We start from the raw sequence: 12,440 nt of genomic DNA on the forward strand, positions 1-12,440 counted from the left end.
CTAGGTAAGCCGTTAATCCTCCGGTCTCAATTTCAAGCATCTATGCTGAAAAGATTCTTCTATCTTCTTCTTTTCTTACCGATGGCCTGCATCGACCCCTATCAGGTGGATGTACCTCAGGGTCAGCAATTGTTGACCGTGGAAGGATTGATTCATACGGGACTGGGACCTCATTCGATCACTTTGACCAGAAGTGATACGTACGGCAGTGTATTTGAAGGCTTGGTGCGTCCAGTGACTGGAGCTACTGTGGTCATTCGAGACAATGAAGGGAGGATTATTTTTTTGACAGAAGGTCAAGAAGCCCGAGGCAGTTATTTTACTCCTGTTGATTTCCGGGCAGAAATCGGTAAATCCTATACCCTGCAGATTCAGACTGCCGACGGCAGAGTCTATACCTCGCTGCCCGAACGTGTGGAATCCGCGCCAGAAATAGAAAACATCAACCTAAATACAGTTACAGTTCCGGTAGAAGGGGAGACTACCCCAAGGTCAGGCGTACAGCTGATCTCTGAAATCAACGATCCGGCAGATCAGAACAACTTTTATTTCTGGAGAATTAGTCCACTAGTTTATGTATTGGAAACTAGGCCAGATCTTTTTACACCTAGACCGACTCCGGAAAAGCCTGATAGAATTCCAGAACCCAAGCCATGCTGTGCGGTGTGCTACCGAACAGAAATTACCGGTAATCAAAGCTTATTCATTGCGCAGGATGATAATTTTAATGGGCTGACGACTAGAATTCCTGCAGGATTTATCGAAGACGATGGACTTCGATTTGTCAATAAATTACGGGTAGACCTCCGGCAGTATGCAATCAGTCAGGAAGCCTATCGGTTTCTTCGTTTGGTAAAACAACAGGCTGAAATCAGCGGGTCCATTTTTGATCCGCCTCCTGCCACCATCCGTGGCAATATGATCAGTCTAGATAATCCGGAAGAAGTGGTGTTGGGGTATTTTATGGCAGCAGGCGAATCATCCAGACGAATCTACATCGATAACTCCGATCTTACCTTTAACCAGATTGCTGCCACTATTCCCGATGATTGCAGGGTAGTAGCCTGGGCAAATGTAGATCCACCAGTTGATTGGAATCCTTAAAGGAAGGCAATAATTGAAGATTAAAACCTAAAAGATCTACGGAGTCAACTTCCTCTGATTTTTTTGAAGTCTTATGCTATTCAATCTGTACTTTCTCCTCAAACTGGATTCCTGACTTTTCCAATTCTGATAAAATCGGCTCGTAGATTTCGGGTAAGACAGGAACATGAAGTCCTGTAAGTCTGATTTCCTTTTTCAAAAACAAATCAACAGCAATGGCAAGCGGTAATCCCACCGTTTTTGCCATGGCAGTATAGACGGAATCCTGTCCAAAAGTGACTAGACTGGAGGTGATTTTCTTGACCTCATTTTCAGCCTCAATCTCAAATAAGTGCTGCATCACGATCATGTCGCGGTCTTCTGGCTGGAGTTCCCAGTCTTTTTCCAGAATCGCCTGTAACAGCTGGGCAGGGGTTCCTTTCGTTTTTGGTAACAGTCTATTTTCAAAAAAACCAAGCCATTGGATCTTTTCAAAAGTCGGGAAATCCAAATCCTGGATAAGGTCTGTCAATTTTTCTTCGATTGTCAATTCCTCATGAAACGGGAGAAAAGCATTTAAAAATTGGCGCAATGTGGTTTTTTCGGGCATCTCCATTTGGAAGGAATCGTCAGTCATACCCAGTTGGATAAAGACGTCCCAAGCCTTGCAAAATCCTGCCCGGCGCAATGTGCCACGAATCATAGTAGGGATATTATCCAAGCCATAAACCTGACGATAACTCAGCGAATCCCGGTTGGGATATCCATCAAAATCACCTAATCCAAGAAAACTGATTGTATCCAAGCGTTTGAAAAGCTGGTGATAGGGTACATATTTCAGGTCGCCTTTTTCGATGTATCGAGACGTTCCCTGACCTGCCAATACCACATTTCGAGGATTCCAGGTGAACTTGTATTTCCAGGGATTGTCTTCGCTCTCGGGAGCCAAAAGTCCTCCGCAATACGATTTGAAGGTCAAAATCGTTTCCCCTTTGGCTTTGGCAGCATGGATAATCTTCATCGCAGACATGTGATCGATCCCCGGGTCGAGACCGCATTCATTGAGAAAAAAAAGGCCTTTAGCTTCGATATCGGACTTCATTTGCCGCATTTCTTCAGATTCGTAGGATGCGGAGAAAAAGTGCTTGCCCAATTCCAGACAATCTCTGGCGACATCGGGATGCATGAATGCGGGAAGCATTGAAATCACCACATCCGAAGAAGCGATCAGGTTTCTTCGCTTACTTAGGTCAGATGAATCCAATTGCTCAGCTTGGCAGTTTATTCGGGTTTTTAATTTAGACTTGGCTAAAGCCAAATCCAGATCTGCTACAATTAATTTCCGCTCCGAATTGGCACAACTATCGGCCAAAAAGTCAATGAGATAGGTGGAGGATTTGCCCGCTCCTAGGATCAAAATAGTCTGCATAAGGGTCAATTTATAGGGCTAAATTGAGAATAATTTTCGCTTGAAAAAGGGCAATAGCTATGAATTAAAGAACTATTCCTTACTTTGACCGTATGGTTTTTCCTAAACTGACTTTAGATTGAAAAAAATAAATCTGAATTCCGAGATTGAGGAATTAGCTCCTGACGAGCTGGATTACATTGAGCAGACCTTGCTTTCCCGGGCACAGACTGTGGCCAAATTGGCGTATGCACCTTACTCTCATTTCCATGTGGGTGCGGCTGTTTTGTTGGAAAACGGTGAAGTACTTCAAGCCTCAAATCAGGAAAATGCCAGCTATCCGGTCGGAATATGCGCTGAGCGTGTAGTTTTGAGTTATGCCGGAGCCAACTATCCAAGTTCAGCTCCTGTAATGCTGGCTATCGTGGCCCAGCGGGAAGGAGAAGAGGTCTGGGCCAAGGTATCGCCCTGTGGCATGTGTAGGCAAGCCATTAACGAATGTGAAAATCGATTTCAAAAACCGATCACGCTACTTATACTTTGTAACGACGCCAAAGTCCATCGGATCAAGGGAATCTCTCAGTTGTTGCCATTGAAGTTTGACGATTTCAATCCCTAAGCAGTGAAAAAATCCATCCGGTTCGAATACGAATCTCATTATTTTTTGTCTCAAGAACCGACTTATCAAGAGGATGAAATTTGGCTTGTAGTTCATGGGTATGGACAGCTGGCTGAGTTTTTTCTTCGGAAATTCAACTCATTTTTTTCTCAACACCGCTTATTCATAGCCCCCGAGGGAACCAATTACAATTATTTGGAGGGATTTCAGGGTCGGGTAGGTGCCAACTGGATGACCAAGCATGAGCGGGAGACAGCGATTGCCAACAACCACCGCTTGCTGGACCAGTTGCTGGATTCGGTTCTTGAAAAGTATCCTGGGAAACCTAAAATAAAAGTTTTGGGTTTTTCACAAGGTGCTGCCACAGCTACCCGCTGGGGAAGCCGATGGAACGGAAAAATAGACACGTTTGTACTTTGGGCTGGGGGATTTGCGCTTGATCTGAATCTAGAACAAGCCGGTGCTGCTTTTGCAGAAACGAACCTTATTTTGGTTTTGGGAGCAAAGGATGAGCTAATTACACCAGAGAGTATCGCAAAGCAGGAGGACCTTATTCTGAGTCTGGGAAAGGATGTAATCCGGCTGACTTTTGATGGGGGACATGAACTTGATGCTCAAGTTTTGGATAAAATCATAAATGCAAAGAAATAAGGCTATTTTTTGGCCTTCGTATTGCTAACATTCAAACAAATTGTTGAAATTCAACTTTCATTATTTTTATAAAAAATCTTGAACCCCATCCATGCTTTCGCTTAATGAAAAAGAGGTAGACCATATTGCTACCCAATTACTTAAAGGAATGATCTGCTTCTACCAGATAGACAAGAAGAAGATTCATCAAATGCCCGATGACGAGGACTACTTCAACTATGACCTCACAGAGGCGGAAGAAGACGTACTGGACGAAATCGATGAAAATCCGGATAATTTTGCAGAATTCACCAAAATGGAGGCCCCGCAAGAACATCAGATGATGCAGGACTTCATAGACCGAAAAGTGAAAGAGCGGAACCTGGCAGAGGATCTGGTCAATGCACTCAGCAAACCAAAGGCTTCTACAGGATTTAAATTCCTGATCGACGGATCCAAATACAAGGCTGAATGGGCAGAATACAGAAAAGGAAAGTATGAAGACTGGGTCAAAGAGCAAGTGGACTCATTCAATTATTCAGAAGAATAAAACCAAAGCCGCTGAATCCAAAGCGGCTTTTGCTTTTGTGAATCATGTCAAAGATAGTCATCAGAAATACCCTCAATTCAGGAGATTTGGGACAAATCGCCGCGCTTCATGGGAAAATCTACGCTCAGGAGCATGGATTCGGGTTAGGTTTTGAGGCCTATGTGATGGAGAGTTTAGTAGAATTTTACAGACAATATGATTCCCAACTGGACAAGGTGTGGGTAGTGGAAGTTCAGGGGATTATGGTCGGCTTTCTGTTGCTCATGCACCGTCCGAAGAATCTAGCGCAACTCAGATATTTCATTTTGGAGAAAGAATACCGTGGGATCGGTCTAGGAAGGAAGTTGATCAGTGAATGGATGGAATTCTATCATGAAAAAGGGTATGCAGGAGCTTATCTTTATACTACTTCCGGTCTGGATTCAGCTGTTCATCTCTACGAGAGCTTTGGTTTTCGCAAAGTTTCTGAAAAACAAAGCGAGGACTTTGGTGTGCCATTAAAAGAAATCCTATTCCGACTAACCTAAGACAAAAGCTATAATCCATGCGAAAATTCACGCTGTTCCTTCTTTTTGCACTGCTCAGTCCATTTGTAATGGCTCAAAACTGGGATTGGGGTGGGCCTTTAGATCCCATCCAGCAGAAGCTAAAGATCAGGCACTATCGTCTGGAATTGGAGCTATTTCCAGAGAGCCAAGCTATCAAAGGGTCAAATACCATCACATTTTCTGCTGAAGAAAAACTCGACACCATACGACTCAATCTCATTGATGAATATGTGGTGGAGAAGGTAATGATGGATGGGAAAGAGATGACATTTTCTCACCAAAACGATATCCTGGACATCATTCCCGTCGATTGTACTTGTGATCAGGTGCAGGTTTTCTATGGAGGGAAGACTCCGGTCGCACAAAATCCCCCTTGGACAGGAGGCTTCACCTGGGAGAAAGATGGATTGGAAAACCATTGGATGGGGCTGTCTTCACAGGGAGAGGGTTCGCAGATCTTCATGCCTGCATTGGATCATCCCTCCAGCGAACCGAGTGAGGGAGCCGAAATACACATCACTGTACCCAAACCGTATTTTGTGGCATCAAATGGCCGATTTGTGGAGACAGTGGAAAAAAACAATAAAATAACCTACCATTGGTCCACCACCTATCCTATCAACGTGTATAACGTCAACTTTACGATGGGGATTTTTCACGAAGAAAAGCTGGATTTCAAGTCTGTTTCCGGACAACTGGTACCCATGCATGTGTGGGTACTTCAGGAAAACAGGGATAAAGCAAAAGACCTACTCGAAGCATTAAAAATAAGTACGGAGACGCAGGAAAAGTACTTTGGTGCCTTTCCTTTTCCTCTGGATAAAATCGCAGTAGTGGAGACTCCATACCTCGGAATGGAGCATCAGACGATCAATGCCTATGGCAACAATTTCCAGTTTGTACCGATGGGAAAAGTGAGCTACGACTGGCTGCTCCATCATGAGCTGGGACACGAGTGGTTTGGAAACAAAGTGTCTGTTGGAGATTGGGCAGATATGTGGATTCACGAGGGCCTGACAGCCTATGGAGATTGGCTCTTCTACTGGGAACACGGCGGGCCGGAGGTGTATTTTGCAAAAGTAAAATCAGAGGCCAAGAATATCCCTCACGCCAAACCTGTGGTTAGCCCCGTGAATTCTACCGAAGAGGAAGCCTACCATCCTGAAATCTACACCAAAGGCGCTATGGTGATTCATTCTTTGCGTGGAATCTTGGGTGATGAAGTCTTTTTCCCTATGATCAAAGCTTTTGCTTCCGATGAACGGTTTACTTACCAGAATCGGGTCACTACCGAAGACTTTACCGATTTTGTCCAGACCTACACTGGTCAGGATCTTCAGGGATTCTTTGGGCTGTACCTCTATTCGACGGACTTACCCAAACTCAAAGTAAGTAAGAAAGGAAAGTCTGGGTATACGATTTCGCTTCAGGATATCGATTTTCAGATGATGGTGGAGGTCGAGACCAGTGAAGGTCTGCAGCGGGTGCTCCTTGGTCCAAAAGCAATGGAGGTAAAAAGTACAAGTCCTCCCGTCATCGATCCCAATGGCTGGATCATGATGGTACGGTGATGATTTTCGGGTTTGGCGCTGTGTTTTTACTGCTTTAATTTTTAATTAATTATTAGTTGAAATGAACTTTCCCTTCTCAAATCGATTTATTTACTAGGGTTAGGTCGTTACTTCAGCATCTGGCTGAAAATATTTCGCATTAAGTGTTCCTGTATACTTTCTTTGCCTTGACCCGGTATCCAACACTTTTTTTAACCAAATAAAACACCATGTCAAAACACACCTACGAATCTGGCCTGATTGGAAATTGTGCCTACATCGCTCATATCGAAAAAGATACCAATGTCAGTTGGCTCTGTTTTCCAAGATTTGATTCGGATTTCATCTTTGGAGGAATGCTGGATCGTGAAAAAGGCGGCGAATTTACCATTTTGCCAGAATCAGGTGGCTTTGAATCTACTCAATCCTACTTAGAGAATACCAATGTGCTCCAAACCGAAATTGTGTCTGGAGAGGATTGTTTTCGGGTGACAGATTTTGCGCCAAGGTTTGAAAACTTTGATCGCTACTACAAGCCCCTGATGCTGATCCGAAAAGTGGAACCGGTCTATGGATCGCCTAGAATACGAATCAAATGCCAACCTGTAACCGAACGAGGTGATGTTCAGCTAAGTCCAAGCCAAGGAAGCAATCACATCCGCTACATGGGAATCGATCAAGAGGTCAGGTTGACGACCAATGCCCCACTCAGTTACATTTGCGATGGAAAGGCATTTGCGCTTCAGCGACCTATCTACCTTGTCCTCACCTATGGCAGGCCTCTGGAGGCCTCTATTGAAACTACAGCTGAGCGTTTCCTTAAATCCACGGTAGACTATTGGAGGTCTTGGGTGAAATCTACCAGCATCTCCAATTTTCATCAAAAGCTGGTTTTAAGGTCAGCTTTAATTCTAAAAATCCACCAATATGAGGATACCGGAGCGATTATAGCGGCTTCTACCACTTCTCTTCCTGAAGCACCAGGATCCACCCGAAACTGGGATTATCGCTATTGCTGGATTCGGGATAGCTATTATACTTTGACAGCATTTAACAGTATTGGGCACTTTGAAGAGCTCGAGAAATACTTCGAATTTATCCAAAATCTACCTGTAGGATCTGACGGGCGGTATCAGCCGTTGTATTCGATCACCGGAGACTCACTTTTAGTTGAAGAGATCTCCACATTAGCAGGATATCTTGGAAATAGGCCGGTCCGGTTTGGAAATCAGGCTTATACTCACATTCAAAATGACCTGTATGGTCAGGTGTTGGTTTCGCTTCTTCCGCTTTATTCCGATCAACGATTCACTGAGTCGGAGCGAAGCTTTTCAGCACCGATGATTATGAACTTGCTGGACAAAATCGAAGCTACGATGCATGAGAAAGATGCCGGTTTATGGGAATTTCGAAATCTTGCCCAAGAGCATTGTTATACTTTTCTCTTTCATTGGGCTGGTGCTTCAGCTGCTGCCAAAATCGGAACCCGGCTCAAAAATGATACACTCTATCAAAAAGCAATATATCTCCGGGATGAGGCAGCAAAAAAAATTGAGGCCTGTTATCTCCCTGATCGAAAAGCATACGCCCAAGCCATTGGGACCAATCATATGGACGCCAGCACCCTTCAGCTGATCACGATGGGCTATTTTGGCAAAGACATCGAGCGGGCAAATAACCACCTGAAAGAACTTGAGAAAGAGCTTCTGGCTAAGGATTTCCTCTTCTATCGGTATAAGCATATGGATGATTTTGGAGTTCCTGAGACGACCTTTTTGATCTGTGCGTTTTGGTACATCGAAGCATTAGCCTGTGTGAATCGACTGGATGAAGCTATTGAGGGTTTCGAAACACTCACCCGTTACTGCAATCATCTCCAGTTGTTTTCGGAAGATGTGGATCAAAAAACGGGCAGTCAGTGGGGGAATTTTCCTCAGGCTTATTCCCATGTTGGGTTGATGAATGCGGCTTTTCGGATTGGAAAAAAATTGGATCGACCAAATTTTCTGTAGTCCAGAGAATCTTGAAAGGTAAAAAAGAGCCCGCGAGTTATGGTCGATTTGACGAACTGGCGGGCTTTTTTGGCTTAAAGAATGATTTATTGAATCATCTTGGTCAATAAATTTCGTACCTGAGAGACTGATTTGATGTTGTAATTAGCCTGGGTATAAGCATAGCCTACCCGGATGGAATAGGCATTTTTTGGCATGGCTTTGAAGGTGTCCTCATCGGTCCAGTCATCCCCGATAGCGAGGACAAAATCGTATTCATGGCCTTTCATCAATGCAGTGGCAGCCCGGCCTTTGTTGATATCTGGTCGCTTGATTTCGAGTACCATATTACCTTCGAGTACTTGGAGATTATGACCTCTTGCCATGTACTTCAGATGGCTGAATAGTTCTCTCATCCGCAGATCTCCCAGTCCGCTTTCTACCTTTCGGTAATGCCAGACTAAGGAATGGTGTTTTTCTTCGATGAATGCACCGGGAGTTCGCAGCACGTAATATTCCATGGCAGTACGGATGTCTTCTTTCCAGCTATCATCCGCATCTGCGTAGAGCTCCCAGTCATCTTTGGACCCTTTCATTTTGACCCAAACCCCATGCTCTGCGATCATATCGATCTGCTGTCCCTTAAACCAACGACCCAGCGTGTCTTTGTCTCTGCCAGAGATGATTACCACCTGAGATTTTTCGCTCAGACCTTTTACGATTGATTTCAGTTCGTTGTCCGGTACAGCGTCCTGAGGATTGGAAGTGAAACCGGTCAAAGTGCCGTCGTAATCCAGGAAAAGGATAGGTTTCTTTGCGGATTTGAATTTTGCCTGGATTTCAGAGATGATTTTGGCATCCACATCCTTGGAATTGAGCTCAGCCTGCTTGGACTTGACATGGTCGAGTCGGTCCATGAATACTTTGACCCATTGGAAAACGTCATATCGCTTCAAGCTTTCCTGCATGGTTGTGATTCGCTGTTTTTGTTCCTCGGGCTTCATGGTGAGGGCATTGTAGATCGAGTCTATAATGGCCTGTTGGTCATTTGGATTGACCAAAATCGCATCTTGAAGTTCCTTGGAAGCTCCTGCCATTTCAGATAAAATCAATACCCCGGTTTGGTCGGTTTTACTGGCTACAAATTCCTTGCACACCAGATTCATCCCGTCACGGAGTGGTGTAACGAGCGCAATGTCAGACATGCTGTAGAAAGCACTCAATTCTTCAAAAGGAAAGCTTCGGTAGAAATAATGTACCGGCACCCAATTCAGCGTCGAGTATTCTGAGTTGATCCGGCCTACGAGTAAGTCAATTTCTTCTTTTAATTCTCTGTAAGACTGGACTTTGTCTCGACTTGGGACTACGATCATGATCATGGAGACATTGCCGTGGAGGTCTTTTTTCTCTTTGAGCAGCTGATGAAAAGCATGGATTCGCTTTGGGATTCCTTTCGAATAATCCAGGCGATCGATGGTAATGATCAGCTTTTGATCTCCTACCTGCTGGCGGAAATTTTTGACAATATTTTGTGTTTTTCTGCTTTTGGCCTGCTTGGCAAATTTGTCATAATCAATTCCCATGGGGAAAGAATCCACGTTGACGATGCGGTTTTCGGCTTGGATATAGCCACTCTCTGACGAATGCCCAGTGATCCTGCCTACCGCACTGAGAAAATGACGCATGTCATCATACGTATGGAATCCGATCAAATCTGCGCCAATCATTCCCTCCAATAATTCCTTCCTCCAAGGAATCATGCGGATGATTTCGTAGGATGGAAATGGGATATGCTGAAAAAATGCAATTGTTGCATCTGGCAAGGCTTCCCGAAGCATCTGAGGCAGCAGTAGCAGTTGGTAGTCATGTACCCAAATGGTATCATCAGGCCCTGCCTTTTTCAGGATCGCATCGCAGAATTTCCGGTTTACCCGGACATAGGCTTCCCAATGCTCTGGATTATAGACCATGTATTGGGTGAAATAATGGAAAGCAGGCCAGAGGGTCTCATTGCTGAATCCCTCGTAAAATTGCTCCACATCGTCTTTGGTCAGAAAGACAGGAGCCATTTTTAGCTCGTTTAATTCAAGGATAATTTCTGCCCGATGCTCAGGGTCTTCGACGGTATTGCCTGGCCAGCCGATCCAGATATTTTCGCCAGTTTTATAGATAGAACCGAGCCCTGTAGCGAGTCCTCCAGCGGATGGTTTGAACTCAAAGCGTCCGTTTCTATGGCGCAGACTGATAGGAAGACGATTGGAAACTATTATGGTTTTTGACATAGTGGGTAGTTTAAAAACATGAGAAGGGAGAATCCCTCAACAAAAAGGTGAATAGTTAAAGATACGAAAATCAGCCTAAAGGCTCTGGATTTTCTGACTCAAATATTCCTAAATCAGCCAAAAAATACGGATTCGGGCCTGTTGAAGTTGATCCCTGGTGTCGATCAATTTTGCTTGGATAGAAGAGTCGACGTTGATTTCTAGGGGGTAAAAACCAGCTTAGTTACCGTATGGGAATTTTAAAGCTAAAAATAGGCTGGTCAATTCTATTGTCTTGAAAATACACCGGAGGACCATTTTGACTTCCAAAATTGTACAAATCTACTGCCTCTCGAGTCAAGTTTCCAGCAGATCGGCGGTAGACGCCACTCGCTATACCTACTACCACTGTCCCAATGGAAAGTGGCCAAAAAAGGTTACTCATCGTAGAGGATTGCTGCTGGGGTGCAAAGATAAAGACCATTGTCCCGACAAAAAGGCCTACCTCAACTGCTGAAAGTGCTACACTGATAGTTTGCTTTCTCATTGCCTGCTCATAGCGCACTAATGCTTCCGGATTGGAAGCCATTAGGGTCATTACTTCTTCTTTTTGGAGTTGTTTTGGGCCTTCAAGAACGATTAGTTTTTGGTTGAAAAAATTTCGTTTGGTTTCTACCTGAAGAAAAGGACTTTCTTGGGCTATCAGCTCTGAGGAAATGGCAACTAAGATCAGTAGACACAACGTAAGTTTTTTCATAAGATCAGAAATGAATTGTCCATGCCAACCTGTACGGATTGCGAGCTTCGAAAGATGTGGGTTTCAGGAGGTAATCAGGATTACGGAGAATTTGGTAGTTGTATTCCTGAATTGCTTGAGAGACATTGTCTTTGCCTTCTTCATGAATGCCAGGAGCCACAAAACCTAAAACCATACCTGCGATCGAGGTGCCGATAAAAACATTCAAAGATCGGCTCGAAAAATCATCAGCCAATAAATACACCAAACCTGAAGTGATAAGTAGGCTTGATGCGATTTTCATTCCCTTTCCAAGTTCCATATTTCGGCTACCGGTCTCGAATTTCTTCAGGGTCTCTGGGTAATTAGCCATGGCAGCTTTTACCTCTTCAGTCCTGAGGGGAGCCCCTCTACTTTCGTAGCGATAATAATTAAAGAAGTTTTCACGAATTGATATAGGCGTTTCTTGCTGTCCAAAAACCTCAATACTTGCAAGACAAAAGAGAAAAATAACAACACGTTTCATCGGATTGTAGCTTGATTTTTCATACTCAGCCGAAATTCTCGATTGCTTCATTCCTCTGAGCGCGAGATCTTTTCTCAGAGGTGAATTAGACAAAAGTCGAATTTTAAACTAAGTCCTAATTAGATCAAGATACCTCATTCTATCAGTTATTTCCAATAGTTACTTGAAAAAAAAAATTAATGTTCGTACGAAATATTTTTTAGAGTGAATAGTAAGCGTGTAAACAAAAAAAGGCTGCCTCTAGAATGCCTTACCGTCAGCAAATAGACAGTTGACCTTCCTGAGACAGCCTTTTAATTTTTCCGCTAATGTTTTCTGTTTCTTTTCAGAAAGGCAAACAGAATTACAATTAAAACTGCTGTGCATAATGCCACGATCACCCAGGGTTGTTCATACCAAGCGGGCTCAGTATTCAGGTCAATATCAATGTTGAGCCCTTTGTTTTGGCCCGCAGCCTGATGAATCAACGAAAGTGCTAAGAGCAACGCCAAACCTAGGATGATTGAAATTGAATTTCTTTTCATTGGGAGAGTTGAGC

At 43.9% G+C, this 12,440-nt stretch carries 12 protein-coding genes; 7 read left to right on the forward strand and 5 right to left on the reverse strand.

The window, feature by feature from the left end; genetic code table 11:
* Positions 1 to 42 precede the first annotated feature (42 nt).
* Positions 43 to 1,104: a DUF4249 domain-containing protein gene (locus DK188_RS03215; RefSeq protein WP_111669398.1), complete on the forward strand. Its 1,062-nt coding sequence runs from the start codon at positions 43 to 45 to the stop codon at positions 1,102 to 1,104.
* Between the two features lie 76 nt (positions 1,105 to 1,180).
* On the opposite strand, the gene DK188_RS03220 is transcribed toward DK188_RS03215, so the two are convergent.
* Positions 1,181 to 2,512, reverse strand: coding sequence for a saccharopine dehydrogenase C-terminal domain-containing protein (locus tag DK188_RS03220; RefSeq protein ID WP_111669324.1), 1,332 nt, complete (start codon positions 2,510 to 2,512; stop codon positions 1,181 to 1,183).
* A 118-nt stretch (positions 2,513 to 2,630) separates the two neighbouring features.
* Between DK188_RS03220 and DK188_RS03225 the strand changes: the two genes are divergently transcribed.
* The 6 genes from DK188_RS03225 to DK188_RS03250 all read left to right on the forward strand — a co-directional run bounded on the left by DK188_RS03225 (position 2,631) and on the right by DK188_RS03250 (position 8,400).
* Positions 2,631 to 3,110 carry a cytidine deaminase gene (locus tag DK188_RS03225; RefSeq protein ID WP_111669325.1) on the forward strand — a complete coding sequence of 160 codons (480 nt, stop codon included), beginning with the start codon at positions 2,631 to 2,633 and terminating at the stop codon, positions 3,108 to 3,110.
* Between the two features lie 3 nt (positions 3,111 to 3,113).
* Positions 3,114 to 3,761: an alpha/beta hydrolase gene (locus tag DK188_RS03230; RefSeq protein WP_111669326.1), complete on the forward strand. Its 648-nt coding sequence runs from the start codon at positions 3,114 to 3,116 to the stop codon at positions 3,759 to 3,761.
* Positions 3,762 to 3,852: 91 nt separating this feature from the next.
* A complete protein-coding gene (locus DK188_RS03235) occupies positions 3,853 to 4,290 on the forward strand; it encodes a UPF0158 family protein (RefSeq protein WP_111669327.1) in 438 nt (145 codons plus the stop codon).
* 44 nt (positions 4,291 to 4,334) lie between these two features.
* Entirely contained in the window at positions 4,335 to 4,817 is a 483-nt protein-coding gene (locus DK188_RS03240) for a GNAT family N-acetyltransferase (RefSeq protein WP_111669328.1), read from the forward strand.
* Positions 4,818 to 4,834: 17 nt separating this feature from the next.
* Positions 4,835 to 6,409 carry a M1 family metallopeptidase gene (locus tag DK188_RS03245; RefSeq protein ID WP_111669329.1) on the forward strand — a complete coding sequence of 525 codons (1,575 nt, stop codon included), beginning with the start codon at positions 4,835 to 4,837 and terminating at the stop codon, positions 6,407 to 6,409.
* Between the two features lie 209 nt (positions 6,410 to 6,618).
* A complete protein-coding gene (locus tag DK188_RS03250; protein WP_111669330.1) occupies positions 6,619 to 8,400 on the forward strand; it encodes a glycoside hydrolase family 15 protein in 1,782 nt (593 codons plus the stop codon).
* An 86-nt stretch (positions 8,401 to 8,486) separates the two neighbouring features.
* On the opposite strand, the gene DK188_RS03255 is transcribed toward DK188_RS03250, so the two are convergent.
* From DK188_RS03255 to DK188_RS03270, 4 genes are all read right to left on the reverse strand, one after another.
* Positions 8,487 to 10,661 carry a bifunctional alpha,alpha-trehalose-phosphate synthase (UDP-forming)/trehalose-phosphatase gene (locus tag DK188_RS03255; RefSeq protein ID WP_111669331.1) on the reverse strand — a complete coding sequence of 725 codons (2,175 nt, stop codon included), beginning with the start codon at positions 10,659 to 10,661 and terminating at the stop codon, positions 8,487 to 8,489.
* Between the two features lie 223 nt (positions 10,662 to 10,884).
* The gene (locus DK188_RS03260) at positions 10,885 to 11,397 is read right to left on the reverse strand and encodes a hypothetical protein (RefSeq protein WP_111669332.1); all 513 of its coding nucleotides are present in this window, start codon (positions 11,395 to 11,397) and stop codon (positions 10,885 to 10,887) included.
* A 4-nt stretch (positions 11,398 to 11,401) separates the two neighbouring features.
* Positions 11,402 to 11,995, reverse strand: a complete 594-nt coding sequence (locus DK188_RS03265; protein ID WP_157963154.1) for a hypothetical protein — start codon at positions 11,993 to 11,995, stop codon at positions 11,402 to 11,404.
* A 212-nt stretch (positions 11,996 to 12,207) separates the two neighbouring features.
* Positions 12,208 to 12,426, reverse strand: coding sequence for a hypothetical protein (locus DK188_RS03270; RefSeq protein WP_111669334.1), 219 nt, complete (start codon positions 12,424 to 12,426; stop codon positions 12,208 to 12,210).
* Between the last annotated feature and the right edge of the window lie 14 nt (positions 12,427 to 12,440).

Origin of the sequence: Algoriphagus litoralis (assembly GCF_003259255.1) — a bacterium.
GTDB lineage: Bacteria > Bacteroidota > Bacteroidia > Cytophagales > Cyclobacteriaceae > Algoriphagus > Algoriphagus litoralis.